This is a genomic window from Marinomonas algae (genome assembly GCF_047525555.1).
GTDB lineage: Bacteria > Pseudomonadota > Gammaproteobacteria > Pseudomonadales > Marinomonadaceae > Marinomonas.
The window spans coordinates 1-17,810 of the sequence record NZ_JBLIXK010000014.1 but is presented as its reverse complement, the minus strand read 5'-3'; the positions used below and the strand labels follow the sequence as shown (position 1 = coordinate 17,810).

Below are 17,810 nucleotides of genomic sequence, written 5' to 3'. Positions count from 1 at the left end.
ATAACAAAAAACAGAATAGTTTTTTATTGTTGGAAAAATCAATGGATCAGTTTCACGATATACGCCCTTACAATGACAACGAAGTTGCGGAGGTACTGAATAACCTGGTTGAAACACCAGACTTTATAAACACCATTATTGGTTTTCGTTTTGCCAAATGGCCTAAGGTTTTTCATGGGCCTTTGTCGTTTATAGTGAAGCTGGCTTTGAAGCGTCAGATTAGCGGTATCTCGAATGTTCATGAGTTCCAAATGCGCGTTGCGGGTTACATGGAGCGTATGATCAAGACAACAACAAGCAATGTGGAATATCGTGGTATTGAAAAGCTTGATAAAAACCAAGGTTATTTGTTCCTGTCGAACCATAGAGATATCGCTATGGATCCCGCTTTTGTCAATTATGGCTTATATATGGCTGGCCTAAATACAGTGCGTATTGCGATTGGTGATAATTTGCTACGACGTCCTTTTGTGTCGGATCTTATGCGTCTGAACAAAAGCTTTATCGTGAAGCGTTCTGCTAATGGTATTCGTGAAATGATGGCAGCGTTTGGTCAGTTGTCGGCTTACATTTCTGAATCCTTGATGAAAGAGCAGACGAATATTTGGATTGCGCAAAAAGAGGGTCGTGCAAAGGATGGCTTAGACCAAACAGACCCTGCGATTATCAAGATGTTTTACATGAGCCAAAAGAAAGAGAAAATCCCTTTTTCCAGTGCGATGGCAAACTTGAAGATTGTTCCTGTGTCGATTTCTTACGAATATGATCCTTGTGCCTTTGATAAGGCGCAAGAGCTGTATCAGAAGTCGACAACGGGTAATTACGAAAAGGCAGAGTTCGAAGACATCGACAGTATTAAAAATGGTATTGTCGGCCAAAAAGGCAAAGTGGTTGTAACCTTTGGTGATGTTATGGACGATAGCTTTGAAACGCCAGAAGAGTTTGTGGCGGAAGTGGATCGTCAGATCATTACAAATTATGCGATACAGTCAACCAATGAAGCGGCTTATGCTTTACAGCAAGGTTTGCCGTCAACGGATAGTGCTTTCTCAAGTTACCTTGAAACTTGCCCTGAAAACATCAGAGAAACCGTGTTGGCTATGTATGCTAACCCTCTGAAGCAGCAGCAAAAATACTTGGAAAAATAGAAAAGGAGTGCGGTGTTAATGAGTGTTTGGGAATCAGCAAGGTCTTGGATAGGTTCAATTGTCTTCTTTGCTTATTATGCAGTTTCAACGATTTTGTTCGGCGCTCTTGCTCCTTTTGCTACGCTGTTGTTGCCTAAAAATGCACGTCAACCAGTGTTAAATTTACATAATAAAGGTTTGTTGTGTGCGTTTCGTCTTCTGTGTGGCGTGAAGGTAGAAATAATAGGGCGAGAGAATATTGATAAAAATCGACCTGTTGTCTTAGTGGCAAACCATCAAAGCGAATGGGAAACCTATGTTCTGCAGGTGCTTATGGCGCCGGTTTCAACTGTATTAAAGAAAGAGCTGCTTGCTGTACCATTTTTTGGTTGGGGGTTGCGCATGGTGAAGCCAATCGCGATTGATCGCTCTCAGCGAACCAATGCTCTTAAGCAAATCATTAGCCAAGGTAAAGAGCGACTAGAAGATGGTCGTTCTGTGCTTATCTTTCCTGAAGGCACTCGCATTGCGCCAAACGAAGAGCAAGCCTTTAATAAAGGTGCAGCTATGTTGGCGACGTCTGCTAATGTGCCGATTCTGCCTGTTGTTCATAATGCTGGCTATACATGGCCTGGTAGACGCTGGCGTAAATTTCCTGGGTCAATCCGAGTTGTGATTGGTTCTGTTATTGAATCTGAAGGGAAGAAAACCTCAGCGTTACATGAGGAAATGGACGCTTGGATGCGCGCTGAAATGGCCAAATTACCAAAAGGGAATAGCTCTTTAGACTAAGAGTTGTCTAGGGCAAGACTAATCAAACGCTTACTTATTTTAAGCAATAAAAAGCCGCATTTGAAATGCGGCTTTTTTGTGACTAGATTCTCGCTAGAGGATTAAGCCTCGTATTTTTTAAATACTAAGCTGGCGTTTGTACCGCCAAATCCAAAGCTGTTAGACATGATGTATTTAAGATCAGCATTGTCTTTACGAGTCGTTACTACAGGAATGTTGCCCGCAGCAGGATCAAGGTCATCTACGTTTGCTGATGCTGCGATGAAGTTGTTTTCCATCATTAGCAAGCAGTAAATTGCTTCGTGTACACCTGCAGCACCCAGAGAGTGACCAGACAAAGATTTTGTTGAGCTAATTAATGGAATCTTGTCGCCAAATGTTTCATTAACAGCTTGAAGCTCTTTCATGTCACCAGCAGGAGTACTTGTGCCATGAGTGTTGATGTAATCAATGTCGCCATCAATAGTGCTCATTGCCATTTGCATACAACGAACCGCGCCTTCACCAGAAGGAGCAACCATGTCGTAGCCATCGGATGTTGCACCGTAACCTACAAGTTCTGCATAGATTTTTGCGCCACGAGCTTTAGCGTGTTCTAGCTCTTCGATAACCAACATACCGCCACCGCCAGCGATAACAAAACCATCACGGTTTGCATCGTATGCGCGAGACGCTTTTTCTGGTGTTTCATTGTATTTAGAAGATAGTGCGCCCATTGCATCAAACATACAGGTTTGAGCCCAGCTTTCTTCTTCGCCGCCGCCAGCGAAAACAATGTCTTGCTTGCCAAGTTGGATTAATTCCATAGCGTTACCAATACAGTGTGCACTGGTTGAGCAAGCCGATGTGATTGAGTAGTTCACACCTTTGATTTTGAATGGTGTTGCTAGACAAGCAGATACAGTACTTCCCATTGTTTGGGTAACACGGTATGGACCAACACGTTTAACGCCTTTTTCGCGTAGTGTGTCTGCTGATTGCACTAGGTTATCAGCGGATGCACCGCCAGAACCTGCAACCAAACCAGTGCGAACATTGGAAACTTGCTCTTCTGTTAAGCCTGCATCAGTGATAGCTTGTTGCATAGATACATAAGCATAAGTTGCTGCTGGGCCCATGAAACGACGTACTTTACGGTCAATTTCACTGTCATCTAAGTCAACTCGGCCAGCAACATGGCTACGGAAGCCATATTCTTTATAGTCTTCGACGAAACGAATACCTGATTGCCCTTCGCGCAAGGAGTTTAGAACGCTGCTTTTGTCATTGCCTAGGCAGCTAACAACGCCAAGACCTGTTACTACTACACGACGCATAAGTGTGCCTCTTTCATTCTTAATCTTTAGAAGTTGTCTGTTGATGTGAACAAACCTACACGCAAGTCTTTTGCTGTGTAAATCTCACGTCCGTCAACTTTAACGCTACCATCTGCGATACCCATTACCAACTTACGCTCAATAACGCGCTTAAGTTGAATGTTGAAAGTAACTTTTTTCGCTGTTGGTAGAATTTGACCTGTGAATTTCACTTCGCCGGAACCCAAAGCACGTCCGCGCCCTTTGTTACCTTTCCAGCCAAGGAAAAAACCAACTAGTTGCCACATTGCATCTAAGCCAAGACAACCAGGCATAACTGGGTCACCTGGGAAGTGGCATTCAAAAAACCAAAGGTCAGGGTTGATATCTAGCTCAGCGATGATTTCGCCTTTGCCATATTCTCCGCCTTCGGCAGAAATGTGAGTAATACGATCCATCATAAGCATATTGCCAACAGGAAGTCGGGCATTACCTTCACCAAACATTTCGCCGTAGCCGCATTTTAATAGTTCGTCTTTTTCAAAAGATGAAGCAGTAGTCATTGTATTCCTATATCCACATCCAGAATGACTTAAAAGTAGTCAGGTGGATTTGTGTGGTCCAGTTTGCAGTATAAAATCTAGCTGATTATATCGGTTCGAAGCCTCAATATGAATGTTTGAATGTAAAAAAACCAAATTACCTGCATGAAAAATGATCATTTTACTTTTGTTTTTCATGTTTTGCCGAAAGTATGTTGCTTTTGGGCGATTTTTTGGCTGTTTGATATTACTATTTGGCCAGTATTTTCTTTTTAAGATATTTGTTTCGGTAATGTCTGATGTTTGAGATTTTGTATGGCGAGTAAAGAAAAAATAGATTTCGTGACTTGGAATAGCTCATTAGAAGATGGCTCTATTCAAGGCTACTTGAACCGTAAAAACGACACTGAGCCAAGTATTCATTTCCTTCACGGTAATGGGTTTTCTGTCAAAACCTATTCTTGCTTTTTGGGAAAACTGGGAGCGTATAATTTAATTTTACAAGACGCGGCTGGACATGGTGGATCAACAGCGGGTAAGCGTTTTGTTGGTTGGAATAAAACGGCGACACGCTTCATTGATTCGTTGAAACAGCAGAAGTCTGCATTGCCGGATACCGGTTTGATTGGTATGGGGCATAGCTTTGGCGGCTGTGTGACGGTACTGATGAACGATCAAAAACCATCTACTTTTGATCGCATGGTACTTTTGGATCCGGCTATTTTTCCGCCTCGATTAATCTGGATGATGCGTGGTGTTAAGTTGGCAGGACTGAAGAGTCGAGTGCCATTGGCGAGGCAAGCAAAGCGCCGTCGTACTCAGTGGGAAAGTTATGCTCAAGTTAGAGGAAACTTCTTTGAAAGAGGTACCTTTAAAGGTTGGGAAGACGAGTGTTTGGATGATTATATTTCTTCGTCAATTAAATGCGATGAAAATGGACATTATCAACTAGGTTGTCCTACTTGGATGGAGGCGGCAATTTTTTCAAGTTATCCACAAGGTTTGTGGCGCGCTATAAAGAATATCTCCGTGCCTACCTACATAGTGCAAGGTAAAGAGACGTTTGATTATTTCAAGGAAGCTTATCGTTTGGCTGCCAAGTTGAACCCTAATATCACGGTTGTGGAAGTCGATGGCGGGCATTGCTTTATGCAGCAACACTCTAGTTTGTCGGCAGAGGCGGTAATGGATTTGCTGAAAGAGGAGAAATAGGAAGAAGAGCGGAAGCCTTATCTGCTCTTCTCAAATGTTCCTATGTTCCTCTTGTGAATTCTAGTTGCGTCTTTTAACAGATGCGTGAGCTAAGGAAATGAGTGCTGTTTTGTATGCTGACTCTGGTAGCTTGTTGATGACACTAATAGCCATGTCTGCTTGCTGCTGAGCTTTTTTCTCAGTGTATTCAATAGCGCCGCAAGCTTGAACATCTTTAATGATAGTGTCTAGTTGCTCTAAACCGCCAGTAAGGATAGCGTTCTTAACTCTGCCAGCTGCTTCTGTACTGCCATGCTTCATGGTGTAGATAAGAGGTAGAGTAGGTTTGCCTTCGGCCAGATCGTCTCCCACACTCTTGCCCATTTCTTCTGCTGTACTTGTGTAGTCCATAACATCATCGATGAGCTGAAAGGCTGTGCCGACATACATGCCGTATTGTCTGAGTGCTTCTTGTGTTTCGCTATTTGTATTGGCAATGATGGCACCACAAAGTGCTGCACCTTCAAAAAGCTTTGCCGTTTTGTACTGAATTACTTTTAAGTAGCTTTCTTCCGTTGTGTCTGGGTCGCCACAGTTAATGAGTTGTTGTACTTCGCCTTCGGCAATAACGTTTGTGGTTTCTGCTAATACTTTCATGCATTGCATGCTGCCAACATCAACCATAATCTGGAAGGCGCGAGAATACAGGAAGTCACCAACGAGAACGCTAGGGGCATTTCCCCATTCTTCGTTAGCAGTTTTTTTACCACGGCGCATATCTGATTCATCAACAACATCATCGTGTAACAATGTTGATGTGTGGATAAATTCGATGATGGTCGCCATTTGTATAGCTTGGTGTTGTTTTTCGCTATTCAGCTCTTCGCTTGCTTTGGCGGCAAGTAAAACCAATAAAGGTCGGAGTCTTTTGCCTCCATTACTAATGATGTAGTAACCGATTTGCTCGATAAGAGGGATGTCACTACTCAGTTGCGACACTATATATTCATTTACTTGGCCAAATTCATTGGCCACAACATCATGTATTTGTGTAGGTTGCATGCAATTTCCGAAGCTAAATTATCTCGAGCTGATCAGCAAGTTTGCATCATGCTAGGTAAGGCTTGTGTCAGGGTCAACCCAAATTATTAAAAATCTCTAAAGACCTTGCTTTTTACTTGTATTGGCTGGTTTGATTTTGTACAATCTCGCGTCCGATTTACCCACATTTTGCTCCCTATCATATGGTTAGTGATTTTTGTCCGATTCGGTCAGAAAAATATTGCCACTAGAAGTAGGTCAAATTCAATTTCAGTAGCCGGGTAAATCTTATTGGAGAAGAACATGTTTGCAGTGATCAAAACTGGCGGTAAGCAATACCGTGTAGAAGAAGGCCAAACCCTTAAGGTTGAGAAATTAGCTGTTGAAGAAGGTGGCGCGATTCAGTTCGACGACGTTCTTCTTGTAAGCAATGGCGACGACGTTAAAGTTGGCGCACCAATTGTAGAAGGCGCTAAAGTAACAGCGGAAGTTGTTGCACATGGTCGCGGAGACAAAGTGAAAATTTTGAAATTCCGTCGTCGTAAGCACTCTATGAAGCGTATGGGTCACCGTCAGTGGTTCACAGAAGTGAAAATAACTGGCATTAACTAAGCGCTAACTATTCAAATTTAAGGAGTAAGTCATGGCTCATAAAAAGGCGGGTGGTAGTACTCGTAACGGTCGCGATTCCGAGTCGAAACGATTAGGTGTCAAACGTTTTGGTGGTCAAGTTGTGATCCCAGGTAACATTCTTGTTCGTCAGCGTGGTACTCAGTTCCACCCTGGTGCAGGTGTTCAAATTGGTAAAGATCATACTTTGTTCGCTGTTGTTGAAGGCCAAGTGAAGTTTGAAGTGAAAGGTAAGTTGAAGCGTCGTACAGTTTCTGTCGTTGCTGCTTAATCGCTTACTAAAAACTTAAAAAAAGCTCCGCGACGCGGGGCTTTTTTTTTGGAAGAATTCTATAATCAGTGTCTGTTGATTCTGATAATCCACCGAAGAGGTGTATCTGTGAAATTTGTTGATGAAGCCAGTATCTATGTAAGAGCAGGTAAGGGCGGTAATGGTTGTTTAAGCTTTTGGCGCGAAAAGTTCGTAGCGAAAGGTGGTCCTGATGGTGGTGATGGCGGAAATGGCGGCAGCGTAGTCTTGGTTGCTGATGATGCTCTTAACACCTTGATCGACTTCCGTTTTACCAAAAAGTACATTGCCGATAGTGGTGAAAACGGTCAAGGCCGTGATATGACTGGCTCAAAAGGAGCTGACCTTGAAATTAAGGTGCCTATTGGAACGACGGTGATCGACGAAGATACCGGAGAGACTCTAGGGGATCTTGTTCGAGATGGTCAAAAGTTAAAAGTGGCTCAAGGTGGTCATCATGGTTTGGGTAATACTCGATTTAAGTCGAGTACTAACCGTGCGCCAAGACAGACAACAAAAGGTACGGTTGGTGAAGAGCGTACTCTTAAGTTAGAAATGAAGGTTTTGGCTGATGTTGGTTTGTTGGGTCTACCTAATGCTGGTAAATCTACTTTCATCCGAGCGGTTTCTTCTGCTAAGCCAAAAGTGGCGGATTATCCTTTTACAACGCTTGTTCCAAATCTGGGTGTGGTTAAGGTTAAAAAGCATCAAAGCTTTGTTGTTGCTGATATTCCAGGGATTATTGAAGGTGCATCTGAAGGTGCTGGGCTTGGTATTCGATTCCTGAAACACTTGGTTCGTAATCGTATCTTATTGCACATCGTTGACTTGGCTCCGTGGGATGAAATTACGCCTGCTGAAGCGGCTGTGATTGCAGTAAATGAGTTGCATCAATTTAGTCCTGCACTTGCTGAACGTGATCGTTGGTTGGTTCTGAACAAAGTCGATATGGTTCCAGAAGAAGAGCTTGAAGAGCGTTGTCAGAGTGTTATTGATGCACTTGGCTGGGAAGGTAAGGCGTATCGAATTTCTGCTATTTCTGGCGAAGGCACAGAGATCTTATGTTTGGATCTGATGACCGCATTGGAAGAGCAAAGAGAATTGCTGGCAGAAAGTGAAGAAGCCCGCGAGAAAGAGAAAGCAGTTCGAGCTCTGATCGATGAAGAAGGTCGAAATCGTATCATGTCATTGCGTGAGAAGCGTCGCAAAGCTGGCCAAGCTTTGGATGACGACGATTTTGACGATGATGATTACGATGTTGAAGTGGAATACGTTAGCTAGTTTGATTGGTGGGTAGAAGTAGAGTCATGATAATGCGAGAGAAGATTGCAAAGGCGCAGCGTATTGTTGTCAAAATTGGCAGTGCACTGTTGACGAATGATGGACAGGGATTGGATGTTGCTCGAATTGGTCTTTGGGTGGCGCAAATTGCCCAATTACGTGAGCAAGGGAAAGAGGTGGTTTTAGTTTCCTCTGGATCAATTGCTGCAGGTATGAAGCGTTTAGGCTTTTCTTCTCGACCCACTCAAATTAACGAATTGCAGGCTGCGGCTGCAGTCGGTCAAATGGAGTTGGTGGGTGTATATGAATCCTTTTTTGAAAAGCATGATTTGTGTACGGCGCAAATTCTACTGACTCACGATGATTTGTCGAATCGTCGACGCTATTTAAATGCACGATCTTCGTTGAGAACACTGCTTGGGCTTGGTGTTGTACCTATTATTAATGAGAATGACACGGTTGTAACCGATGAAATTCGATTCGGAGACAACGACACGCTTGGTGCTTTAGTAGCAAACTTAGTAGAAGCGGATTTGCTGGTTATCTTGACGGATCAGCAGGGATTGTTTGATAAAAACCCGCGTGACTATGAAGACGCAGAATTGATCTCTCATGTTCTGGCGTCGGATGAGCGTTTGGAGTCGATGGCAAGTGGTGGTGCTGGTGTTTTAGGTAGCGGCGGCATGCTGACGAAAATTCGAGCGGCTCGTTTGGCGGCTCGTTCTGGAGCTGACACCTTAATTGCTTCTGGTCGCGAAGAAAGTATTCTTCTTAAAGTGGTTTCTGGTGAGGCTTTAGGTACTTGGCTTGAACCGGATTATTGTCCTCAAGCGGCACGTAAGTTGTGGCTTGCAGGTCATCTTAAGAGCCGAGGTTCTTTGGTATTGGATGCGGGTGCTGTAAAGGCGCTTCGTCAGGAAGGAACAAGCTTGTTGGCTGTTGGTGTTAAGGATGCTGAAGGCTCTTTTTCTCGCGGAGACATGGTTATCTGTGTTGATGAGCGCGGTGGTCTTGTTGCGCGTGGCTTGGTCAATTATAGTGTGGCCGAGACGTTGAAGCTCTTGGGTAAACCGTCCTCTAGTATCGGTGATATTTTGGGCTATAAAGGTGAGCCTGAACTTATTCATCGAGATGATTTGGTCATTATTTAAAAGAAGAGGTTGTCATGGCTAAGCCTGGGAAAGTGGGTTTTGACCGAGTTTTCGGTGCTATGAAGTACTCGTCGCAAGGGTTGCGAGCTCAGTGGAAACACGAAGCAGCTTTTCGGCAAGAAGTTTGTTTGTTCTTGTTTGCACTGCCTTTTGCTATTTGGCTTGGCGACAGTGGCTTGGAGCGAGCGGTTCTGATTCTCTCTGTTGGCTTGGTGCTAATTGTCGAGACGCTGAATTCTAGTGTTGAAGCTATCGTTGATAGAATTAGTCATGAGCATCATGAGCTTTCTGGTCGAGCGAAGGATTTGGGTTCTGCTGCGGTAATGCTGGCTTTAATTTTGGCGGGTATTGTGTGGTTGGTGATTTTGCTTGGTTAGCCACTAATGACTGTTTTGAAGATATAAAAAAACCGGCAGCTGCCGGTTTTTTTATAGGTATTAGGCCAGTGCTTTGATTTTAGCACTCAAGCGACTCTTATGACGAGCTGCTTTGTTTTTATGGTATAGGCCTTTGTTAGCGGCTTTATCTAGCTGAGAAGTCGCTAGAACGTAAGCTGCTTGTGCTTCAGTTTGGTTGCCTGTTTCAATAGCTGCATCTACTTTTTTCAAGTAAGTACGAACCATAGAGCGAATGCTACCATTGTGAGCGCGGCTTTTGATTGCCTGGCGCGCACGTTTTTTTGAACCTGCGGAATTTGCCACGGTCTGGCTCCTTTGTTTAATACATGAAACGACACAGCAATTTGCTGAGTCGTGAAATTAATGTCAAGTTTTAACTTTAAAATCTCGCGGCGGATTTTACCAGTTTTTTGCGCTGCCACAACCCTATAATGCAAAAATAGTCAAATGAGTTGCGATATTTGGCTGCGCTCTTGTGTCGGCAGGTGGTATTCTTTGTGTTATCTATCCTTTGTGTGTGCTGTCAAATTGTATGTCTGAAATAAATCCCACGCCCGATAAGGGACGTAAGTCTTTGTCTTTGTTACGTTCTGGTATTTTGGTTTCCATCTGTACCTTTCTTTCCCGTATTTTAGGCTTGGTGAGGGATGCGGCATTGGCTTATGTTTTGGGGGCAAGTGGCAGTGCGGATGCATTTTATGTGGCTTTTAAAATTCCTAACTTTTTTCGACGTTTGTTTGCTGAAGGTGCTTTTGCGCAGGCATTTGTTCCTGTCTTAAGTGATTATCGCATAAACGAAGGCAAGGAAGAGGTTCGTGCGTTAGTTGCCGCTGTCACAGGTTCGTTGTCTTTAGTTTTATTGTGCGTCACTGCTGTATTTATGTTGTGTGCGCCTTGGGTTGTCTATGTGTTTGCGCCAGGTTTTGCTGGGGATGCTGGTCAATCCGCATTAACTGCCGATTTGTTGGTGATTACTTTCCCTTATTTGTTGTTTATTTCTTTGACGGCTTTGGCAGGTGGAATCTTGAATGCGCATGGTGAGTATGCGGTTCCTGCGATCACGCCTATTTTTCTGAACATCTCTTTAATTGTTGCTACTGTATTTTTTGCCCGCTCAGCGGCTCAAGCTGAAGTGGCGGTTGCTTGGGGGGTGTTCTTTGCGGGCTTGATACAGTTGATGTTTCAAGTGCCCTTTTTGGCAAGACTGCGTTTGTTGCCAATGCCAAGATTCGGTTTTCGACACGCAGGTGTAAAGCGGATCCTTCTTTTAATGGGGCCTGCTTTGTTTGGTGTGTCTGTTAGTCAGATCAATTTGTTGTTAGACACTGTTTTAGCTTCCTTCTTGCAAACAGGCAGCATCACTTGGTTGTATTTATCTGATCGTTTATACGAACTGCCTTTGGGAATTTTTGCGATTGCGATCAGTACAGTTATTTTGCCTTCTTTGTCCCGTAGCTTTGCTAGTGGTGAATCTGGTGGCTTTTCTAAAACATTGGATTGGGCTTTGCGTCTTTTGCTGCTTATTGCGATTCCATCTGCTCTGGCTTTGTTTATGTTGGCTGAGCCTTTGATTGCAACCATTTTCTATCGTGGTGAATTAACCGTGCTTGATGTGGAGAAAGCTGCGCAGAGTTTACAGGCCTATTCTTTGGGGTTGGTGTTTATGATGCTCATTAAGGTTTTGGCGCCTGGCTATTACTCTCGACAAGACACAAAAACACCTGTCCGCATTGGTATCATCGCAATGGTGTCGAATATGGTTTTGAATTTGATTCTTGTTTGGCCGCTTGGGCATGTGGGCTTGGCATTGGCGACAAGTTTGTCTGCGGGGTTAAACGCGTTCCTACTTTGGCGCGGTTTGCATAAGCAAGGTCATCATGTGTTTTCCAGTGAATGGCGTAAGCTGTTGCGAATATTGGTTTGTGCAACCTTGGCGTTAGGGGGCTGTTTGTTCTTTTATCTTCAACAAGGTTGGTTGTGGACACAGATGAGTGATGTGCATCGAGTTGGCTATATCTTGTTGATTGTTGTTAGTGGTGTTTCGGTTTACGGCTTGGTTGCCGTGGCGGCGGGGTTACGTCTATCTATTTTGAAACATTAGTAACTTTTGATTTATGAAGTCGGTTTGCACGGCTTGTGCAAGTTCTGGCCTACCTTCATCTTGTTAACTGCTATATAATCGCGGTTATTTTTTCTGATGCTGGGTTTAATTGTTTTGTACGGGGTTCTATGGAGTTAATTCGCGGTATTCATAATATCCGTTCAAAGCATAAAGAATGTGTGCTGACGATTGGGAACTTTGACGGTGTGCATTTGGGGCACAGTGCTATTTTGGCGAGAGTTAAATCTCTGGCGAAACAATATGATGCGCCGGCGGGGATCATGATTTTTGAGCCTCAGCCAAGAGAGTTTTTTGCACCTGAAGTTGCTCCTGGCCGCATTGGTCGCTTGCGAGATAAAGTAAAGTTATTGGAAGGCCAAGGCATTGATTATGTTCTTTGTATGCCTTTCAACCCGAAATTACAGCAGCTAAATGCTCAGGCGTTTTGCCAGCAAATTTTGTTGGACGGTTTGACAGTGAAGCATTTGGTGGTTGGTGACGACTTTCGATTTGGTTGTGATCGTCAGGGTGACTTTGATTACCTGCAAGAATTTGGCAGTCAGAATGGTTTTGATGTTGAAAATACACCTTCTGTTTTAAATGCATTAGGTGAGCGTGTTAGCAGTACCTTGGTCAGAGGTGCGCTTGAAAATGGTGACATTTCTGCAGCACAAGAAAATATGGGACATTCTGTTTCCTTGAATGGCCGAGTAATACATGGCCAACAATTAGGGCGAAAGCTTGGTTTTCCAACAGCGAATGTTCATCTAAAAGGAATTAAATCTGCGTTATCTGGTGTGTATGCTGTGACGCTAGACGTTGACGGTATGTTGCATAATGGCGTGGCGAATATCGGTGTTCGACCGACTGTTCAGGGTAAAACGCCAATATTAGAAGTACACCTATTCGATTTTAATGGCGACTTGTACGATAAGTATGTGCAAGTGACTTTTTGTCAGTTTATTAGGTCGGAACGAAAAATGGCCAGCTTAGAAGCGCTGGAAAAACAAATTCAATGTGATAAAGAAGAGGCGTTACGTTTCTTTGTCCAATCAGTGAACTGATGATCTTTGAGGATAAGTTGATAAACCATGAGTGATTATAAACCGACACTGAATTTGCCAGATACTAGTTTCCCAATGCGTGGAGATTTGGCAAAACGTGAGCCTGCAATGTTAAAACGTTGGCAGGATATGGATCTGTATAAAAAAGTACGTGATGTAAGTAAAGGCCGTAAATCTTTTATTCTTCATGATGGCCCTCCGTACGCAAATGGCAGTATTCACATTGGTCATGCGGTTAACAAAATCCTCAAAGATATTATTGTTAAATCTAAAACCATTAGTGGCTTTGATGCGCCTTATATTCCTGGTTGGGATTGCCATGGTTTGCCGATTGAACACAAGGTTGAGCAACTTATCGGTAAAGCTGGTGTTAAAGTTTCCTACAAAGAGTTTCGCGCGAAATGTCGTGAATACGCTTACACGCAAATTGAAGAACAGAAAAAAGATTTTATCCGCCTTGGTGTAATGGGCGATTGGGAAAATCCTTACCTAACTATGAACTTCCAAACGGAAGCCAATATCGTTCGAGCTTTGGGCAAAATCGCTGAGAACGGACATTTGGTAAAAGGCTTTAAGCCAGTTTACTGGAGTGTGGTTGGTGGTTCGGCTTTAGCAGAAGCGGAAGTGGAATACCAAGATAAAACGTCTTTGTCATTGGATGTGCGTTATGCGCCACAAGATGAAGCGGCGTTATTGGCTAAGTTTTCTGATGTAGAGGGCGAAGGAAAGGTTTCTGTTGTTATCTGGACGACAACACCTTGGACTCTACCAGCAAGCCAAGCGGTTTCTGTTCACCCAGAATTTAACTATGCGCTTGTTGAAGTGAATATGGGCTTAGGCAAAGAGCGCTTGATCGTTGCTGAAGATATGGTTGAAGGTTTGATGGCGCGTTACAGTGTGTCTGATTTCCGTATTGTTGGTCGTACAGTGGGTGCTGAGTTAAAAGGCACTTTACTAGATCATCCATTCTTAGAGCGTGATATCCCCGTAATTCTTGGTGAGCACGTAACGACAGAAGCTGGTACAGGTTGTGTTCATACAGCACCAGATCATGGTGTAGATGACTTTAACGTTGGCCGTGAAAATGGCATTGGTACCATCAACCTTGTTCAAGACAATGGTGTGTATTCTGATGCGGCTGGCGAATTTGCAGGTTTGCACGTTTATAAAGTGGATGGTGCTATTTTAGAAGCACTTAATCGCAATGATGCTTTGGTGTTTGAGTCGAAGATTTTCCACAGTTATCCACATTGCTGGCGTACTAAAACACCGCTTATCTTCCGTGCTACGCCACAATGGTTTATCAGCATGACCAAAGAAGGCTTGTTGGATGCGGCTAAACACGCTGTTGAAGGTGTGAAATGGGTGCCAAGCTGGGGGCAAAATCGCATGGAAGGAATGTTGAATAACAGCCCTGACTGGTGTGTGTCTCGTCAGCGTACTTGGGGGGTGCCGATTGCTTTGTTTATCAACAAAGAAACGCAAGAGCTTCACCCCGAAACGCCTCGTTTAATTGAAGAAGTAGCGAAGCGTATCGAAGTAGAAGGTATCGACGCTTGGTTCGAAATGGAAGCGGAAGAGTTGTTAGGTGCAGATGCGGATAAATACAGCAAAGTCACTGATACGCTCGATGTTTGGTTTGATTCTGGTGTAACACATTATTCTGTTATCGATCAGCGTGAAGAGCTAAGCTTCCCAGCAGATTTGTATTTGGAAGGTTCTGATCAGCATCGTGGCTGGTTCCAGTCTTCTTTGAAAACATCGATTGCTGTTCGTGGCGTGCCTCCGTATAAGCAAGTACTTACTCACGGTTTCACTGTTGATGGCGATGGCCGCAAAATGTCTAAGTCTTTGGGGAATGTCTTATCTCCTCAAAAAGTGATGGACACTTTGGGTGCTGACATCATTCGTCTATGGGTTGCAGCGACAGATTACACAACTGAGATGACGGTCTCTGACGAGATTCTTAAGCGCGTTGCTGATTCTTATCGCCGTATTCGTAATACTGCACGTTTCATGATGGCGAACTTGAATGGCTTTGATCCAGCAAAAGACATGGTTCCTGCTAGTGACATGCTTGCATTAGATCGTTGGATTCTTGACCGTGCTTCCTTGTTGCAAAAAGAATTGGACACAGCTTATAACGAATACCAATTCCACACGGTTAACCAGAAAATTCAGAACTTTTGTTCGGTTGATTTAGGTGGTTTCTACCTTGACGTAATCAAAGACCGTCAATATACAACGCAAGAAAACAGCTTGGCTCGTCGCTCAGCGCAGACTGCTTTGTATCATGTTATGGAGGCCTTCACTCGTTGGATTGCGCCAATCTTGAGCTTTACTGCCGATGAAATTTGGCAAACATTACCGGGGGAGCGAGGAGAGTCAATCTTCTTAGAAACTTGGTATGAAGGTTTAGAAGAGTTTTCTGGTGAAGAAAAATTAGGTCGTGAATTCTGGAAGCATGTTCTTGAAACGAAAGTCGCTACTAATAAAGTGATCGAGGCTGTTCGTGGAGAAGGTAAGATAAAAGCGAGCTTGAGTGCTGAAATCACCTTGTATTGTGATGAAGCATTGCAGACAACACTAAACCTTTTGGGTGAAGAGTTGCGATTCGTTTTAATCTCCTCTGATGTGAAAGTATTGCCTTTAGGTGAAGCTGGAGCGGATGCGATAGATACAGATCTAGAAGGCCTAAAAGTACATGTTGCATTGAGCGAAAATGCTAAGTGTGTTCGTTGCTGGCACCACCGTGAAGAGGTTGGCAAACGTGAATCTCATCCAGAGCTTTGTGATCGTTGTATCTCTAATTTACCGGATGGGGAAGGTGAGCAACGCCTGTACGCATAAATGACAGTCTCTACTATGTTTAAAAGAGTTCAGCGCTGGTGGGTGCTGGCTCTTATTTTGTTCGTATTGGATTGGGCGACTAAGCAAGCTGTTGAGGCGTATTTGTCTTATGGGCAGGAAATTCCTCTGTTGCCATTTTTTGATCTGACGCTTAGATACAACACGGGTGCCGCTTTTAGTTTTCTTGCACAAGCTGGTGGCTGGCAGCGTTGGTTTTTCTCTGTGATTGCCTTAGCGGTTGTGGTGGGAATTAGTTGGCGGTTGATTAAGATTGCGAATGAAAATCGTTGGGAGGCGTTGTCTCTTAGTTTTATTCTCGGCGGTGCCATTGGTAATTTATATGATCGACTGGTTTATGGTCATGTAGTGGATTTTATTCAACTGCATTGGCAGCAGTCTTGGTATTTTCCTGCTTTTAACGTGGCAGATAGCGCAATAACGGTTGGTGTTATTTTGATGTTGCTTGAAAGCTTTTTTGTTAAGAAAACAGAAGGTGGCAAATGAGTGTAATTACAGAGAGTAGCCGAGTGACACTTCATTTTGAATTGTCTCTTGAAGACGGTTCTATTGTGGATTCTAACTTCTCTCAAACGCCTGCAAGTTTTGTGTTTGGTGACGGAAGTTTGTTGCCTGCATTTGAAGAAGCGCTTTTAGGGATGTCAGTAGATCAAGAATCCTCATTGGTTATGCCTCCAGAAAAAGCCTTTGGCGTTCACAACGAAAGTAATATCCAGCGTATGCCTCGTTCTCAATTCGCAATGGATTTAGAAGAAGGTATGGTGGTTTCTTTTGCGGATATGAGCAAAAACGAATTGCCTGGTGTGATTGCAGAAATAGGCGACAAAGAAGTGGTGGTGGATTTTAATCATCCATTAGCAGGTCGTTCGCTTACTTTTAAAGTGCGCATTGTCGCAATAGAGGATGCAGCATGAGTTTTGCTATTCAGCTTGCGAATCCTCGTGGCTTTTGTGCTGGTGTTGATCGTGCCATTGAAATCGTTAATCGTTGTTTGGATTTATTTGAAGCGCCGATTTATGTGCGCCATGAAGTTGTCCACAATAAATTTGTTGTTGAGTCATTAAAAGCACGCGGAGCAGTATTTGTTGATGAGCTGGATCAAGTGCCAGACGATCATATTGTTATCTTTAGTGCGCATGGTGTTTCAAAATCGGTTCGTGACGAAGCGACTAATCGAGGCCTAAAAGTTTTTGATGCAACTTGTCCGCTTGTTACTAAGGTGCATTTAGAGGTATTGCGTTACTCTCGTGACGGAATGGAATGTATTTTGATCGGTCATGATGGTCATCCAGAAGTGGAAGGGACCATGGGGCAATATGATAATCAACAAGGTGGCGCGATTTACCTTGTTGAAACACCTGAAGATGTGGCGAACCTAAAAGTCAAAGATCCAGAGCATTTGGCGTTTGTGACTCAGACTACTTTATCAATGGATGACACTTCAGTCGTTATTGATGCATTGCGCCGTCATTTTCCAAAGATCCGTGGTCCTAAAAAAGACGATATTTGCTATGCAACACAGAACCGCCAAGATGCAGTAAAAACATTGGCTGAAACATCTCAGCTTGTGTTGGTTGTTGGCTCTGTTAATAGTTCTAATTCGAATAGATTGAAAGAATTAGCGGAGCGAATGGGAGCTAAAGCTTTTCTGATCGACAATGCTAGTGAAATTAATGTCGATTGGTTCGATGGTGTTTCGAGTGTTGGTGTCACCGCGGGCGCATCGGCTCCTGAAGTTCTAGTTAATGAAGTGATATCGCGATTAATTGATGAAGGCGGTAATGCGCCTGAAGAATTGCAAGGTAGAGAAGAAAACGTTTCTTTTTCTATGCCGAAAGAACTTCGTATCGTTGAAGTTTAATTTTTAAGTGTTCAGAAAGCCCTGTTACTTAACTGTAACAGGGCTTTTTCGTTTTTGTTTGATCAAAAAACACTCTAAAAAGGGTGTTTTTGTTTGTTATGTGAACAAAAAGGGTTGGTTGTTAAATTAATCGTCTTTTTTGTCAGAAAAGGGTTGCACAAAATCTGTAGATCCTTAAT

Annotated in this window: 18 protein-coding genes; 14 read left to right on the top strand and 4 right to left on the bottom strand. The window is 43.5% G+C overall.

Translation table 11 applies throughout. The annotated features are described in order from the left end of the window. The first annotated feature begins 41 nt into the window (after positions 1-41). Together ACMUMQ_RS14870 and ACMUMQ_RS14865 are read left to right on the top strand one after the other, a co-directional pair. Positions 42-1,148 (top strand): 1-acyl-sn-glycerol-3-phosphate acyltransferase, encoded by a 1,107-nt coding sequence (locus ACMUMQ_RS14870; protein ID WP_414682732.1) that lies wholly within the window; start codon positions 42-44, stop codon positions 1,146-1,148. Between the two features lie 18 nt (positions 1,149-1,166). Continuing rightward, complete coding sequence (locus tag ACMUMQ_RS14865; RefSeq protein WP_414682731.1) at positions 1,167-1,919, top strand: lysophospholipid acyltransferase family protein; 753 nt, start codon at positions 1,167-1,169, stop codon at positions 1,917-1,919. Positions 1,920-2,020: 101 nt separating this feature from the next. Here the strand turns inward: ACMUMQ_RS14865 and fabB are convergent, their stop codons facing one another. Then, the gene (fabB, locus tag ACMUMQ_RS14860; RefSeq protein WP_414682730.1) at positions 2,021-3,235 is read right to left on the bottom strand and encodes a beta-ketoacyl-ACP synthase I; all 1,215 of its coding nucleotides are present in this window, start codon (positions 3,233-3,235) and stop codon (positions 2,021-2,023) included. A gap of 26 nt (positions 3,236-3,261) precedes the next feature. Next, positions 3,262-3,777: a 3-hydroxyacyl-[acyl-carrier-protein] dehydratase FabA gene (fabA, locus tag ACMUMQ_RS14855; RefSeq protein ID WP_347985010.1), complete on the bottom strand. Its 516-nt coding sequence runs from the start codon at positions 3,775-3,777 to the stop codon at positions 3,262-3,264. A 294-nt stretch (positions 3,778-4,071) separates the two neighbouring features. Here fabA and ACMUMQ_RS14850 point away from each other — a divergent pair, with 294 nt between their 5' ends. Continuing rightward, positions 4,072-4,968 carry an alpha/beta fold hydrolase gene (locus ACMUMQ_RS14850; protein WP_414682729.1) on the top strand — a complete coding sequence of 299 codons (897 nt, stop codon included), beginning with the start codon at positions 4,072-4,074 and terminating at the stop codon, positions 4,966-4,968. 60 nt (positions 4,969-5,028) lie between these two features. Here ACMUMQ_RS14850 and ispB read toward each other — a convergent pair whose 3' ends face one another. Continuing rightward, complete coding sequence (ispB, locus tag ACMUMQ_RS14845) at positions 5,029-6,009, bottom strand: octaprenyl diphosphate synthase (RefSeq protein WP_414682728.1); 981 nt, start codon at positions 6,007-6,009, stop codon at positions 5,029-5,031. A gap of 282 nt (positions 6,010-6,291) precedes the next feature. Between ispB and rplU the strand changes: the two genes are divergently transcribed. The 5 genes from rplU (at position 6,292) to ACMUMQ_RS14820 (ending at position 9,716) form a co-directional block, all read left to right on the top strand. Beyond that, entirely contained in the window at positions 6,292-6,600 is a 309-nt protein-coding gene (rplU, locus tag ACMUMQ_RS14840) for a 50S ribosomal protein L21 (protein WP_199469959.1), read from the top strand. A gap of 31 nt (positions 6,601-6,631) precedes the next feature. Further along, positions 6,632-6,889, top strand: a complete 258-nt coding sequence (gene rpmA, locus ACMUMQ_RS14835) for a 50S ribosomal protein L27 (RefSeq protein ID WP_265730332.1) — start codon at positions 6,632-6,634, stop codon at positions 6,887-6,889. A 108-nt stretch (positions 6,890-6,997) separates the two neighbouring features. Beyond that, positions 6,998-8,188: an Obg family GTPase CgtA gene (cgtA, locus tag ACMUMQ_RS14830; RefSeq protein WP_414682727.1), complete on the top strand. Its 1,191-nt coding sequence runs from the start codon at positions 6,998-7,000 to the stop codon at positions 8,186-8,188. Positions 8,189-8,214: 26 nt separating this feature from the next. Further along, a complete protein-coding gene (proB, locus tag ACMUMQ_RS14825) occupies positions 8,215-9,339 on the top strand; it encodes a glutamate 5-kinase (protein ID WP_414682726.1) in 1,125 nt (374 codons plus the stop codon). Between the two features lie 14 nt (positions 9,340-9,353). After that, complete coding sequence (locus ACMUMQ_RS14820; protein WP_347985015.1) at positions 9,354-9,716, top strand: diacylglycerol kinase; 363 nt, start codon at positions 9,354-9,356, stop codon at positions 9,714-9,716. A 60-nt stretch (positions 9,717-9,776) separates the two neighbouring features. On the opposite strand, the gene rpsT is transcribed toward ACMUMQ_RS14820, so the two are convergent. Further along, on the bottom strand, positions 9,777-10,040 hold the full coding sequence (rpsT, locus tag ACMUMQ_RS14815; RefSeq protein ID WP_347985016.1) for a 30S ribosomal protein S20: 264 nt from the start codon (positions 10,038-10,040) through the stop codon (positions 9,777-9,779). 229 nt (positions 10,041-10,269) lie between these two features. On the opposite strand from rpsT, the gene murJ reads away from it, so the two are divergent. From murJ to ispH, 6 genes are all read left to right on the top strand, one after another. Further along, positions 10,270-11,838 carry a murein biosynthesis integral membrane protein MurJ gene (gene murJ / locus ACMUMQ_RS14810; protein WP_414682725.1) on the top strand — a complete coding sequence of 523 codons (1,569 nt, stop codon included), beginning with the start codon at positions 10,270-10,272 and terminating at the stop codon, positions 11,836-11,838. A 128-nt stretch (positions 11,839-11,966) separates the two neighbouring features. After that, a complete protein-coding gene (ribF, locus tag ACMUMQ_RS14805) occupies positions 11,967-12,902 on the top strand; it encodes a bifunctional riboflavin kinase/FAD synthetase (protein ID WP_414682724.1) in 936 nt (311 codons plus the stop codon). Between the two features lie 27 nt (positions 12,903-12,929). Beyond that, the gene (gene ileS, locus ACMUMQ_RS14800) at positions 12,930-15,752 is read left to right on the top strand and encodes an isoleucine--tRNA ligase (RefSeq protein WP_414682723.1); all 2,823 of its coding nucleotides are present in this window, start codon (positions 12,930-12,932) and stop codon (positions 15,750-15,752) included. Positions 15,753-15,767: 15 nt separating this feature from the next. Next, positions 15,768-16,256, top strand: coding sequence for a signal peptidase II (lspA, locus tag ACMUMQ_RS14795; RefSeq protein WP_414682722.1), 489 nt, complete (start codon positions 15,768-15,770; stop codon positions 16,254-16,256). Beyond that, positions 16,253-16,684: an FKBP-type peptidyl-prolyl cis-trans isomerase gene (locus ACMUMQ_RS14790; protein WP_317005356.1), complete on the top strand. Its 432-nt coding sequence runs from the start codon at positions 16,253-16,255 to the stop codon at positions 16,682-16,684. The genes lspA and ACMUMQ_RS14790 overlap by 4 nt, the downstream gene beginning before the upstream one ends. Then, positions 16,681-17,631 (top strand): 4-hydroxy-3-methylbut-2-enyl diphosphate reductase, encoded by a 951-nt coding sequence (gene ispH / locus ACMUMQ_RS14785; RefSeq protein ID WP_414682721.1) that lies wholly within the window; start codon positions 16,681-16,683, stop codon positions 17,629-17,631. The genes ACMUMQ_RS14790 and ispH overlap by 4 nt, the downstream gene beginning before the upstream one ends. Positions 17,632-17,810: the final 179 nt, after the last annotated feature.

Excerpts from the sequence above, each read along its gene's own strand:
- ACMUMQ_RS14870 (WP_414682732.1), top strand. The coding sequence starts at position 42 with ATGGATCAGTTTCACGATATACGCCCTTACAATGACAACGAAGTTGCG.
- ACMUMQ_RS14865 (WP_414682731.1), top strand. The coding sequence starts at position 1,167 with ATGAGTGTTTGGGAATCAGCAAGGTCTTGGATAGGTTCAATTGTCTTC.
- fabB (WP_414682730.1), bottom strand. The coding sequence starts at position 3,235 with ATGCGTCGTGTAGTAGTAACAGGTCTTGGCGTTGTTAGCTGCCTAGGC.
- fabA (WP_347985010.1), bottom strand. The coding sequence starts at position 3,777 with ATGACTACTGCTTCATCTTTTGAAAAAGACGAACTATTAAAATGCGGC.
- ACMUMQ_RS14850 (WP_414682729.1), top strand. The coding sequence starts at position 4,072 with ATGGCGAGTAAAGAAAAAATAGATTTCGTGACTTGGAATAGCTCATTA.
- ispB (WP_414682728.1), bottom strand. The coding sequence starts at position 6,009 with ATGCAACCTACACAAATACATGATGTTGTGGCCAATGAATTTGGCCAA.
- rplU (WP_199469959.1), top strand. The coding sequence starts at position 6,292 with ATGTTTGCAGTGATCAAAACTGGCGGTAAGCAATACCGTGTAGAAGAA.
- rpmA (WP_265730332.1), top strand. The coding sequence starts at position 6,632 with ATGGCTCATAAAAAGGCGGGTGGTAGTACTCGTAACGGTCGCGATTCC.
- proB (WP_414682726.1), top strand. The coding sequence starts at position 8,215 with ATGATAATGCGAGAGAAGATTGCAAAGGCGCAGCGTATTGTTGTCAAA.
- ACMUMQ_RS14820 (WP_347985015.1), top strand. The coding sequence starts at position 9,354 with ATGGCTAAGCCTGGGAAAGTGGGTTTTGACCGAGTTTTCGGTGCTATG.
- murJ (WP_414682725.1), top strand. The coding sequence starts at position 10,270 with ATGTCTGAAATAAATCCCACGCCCGATAAGGGACGTAAGTCTTTGTCT.
- ribF (WP_414682724.1), top strand. The coding sequence starts at position 11,967 with ATGGAGTTAATTCGCGGTATTCATAATATCCGTTCAAAGCATAAAGAA.
- ileS (WP_414682723.1), top strand. The coding sequence starts at position 12,930 with ATGAGTGATTATAAACCGACACTGAATTTGCCAGATACTAGTTTCCCA.
- lspA (WP_414682722.1), top strand. The coding sequence starts at position 15,768 with ATGTTTAAAAGAGTTCAGCGCTGGTGGGTGCTGGCTCTTATTTTGTTC.
- ACMUMQ_RS14790 (WP_317005356.1), top strand. The coding sequence starts at position 16,253 with ATGAGTGTAATTACAGAGAGTAGCCGAGTGACACTTCATTTTGAATTG.
- ispH (WP_414682721.1), top strand. The coding sequence starts at position 16,681 with ATGAGTTTTGCTATTCAGCTTGCGAATCCTCGTGGCTTTTGTGCTGGT.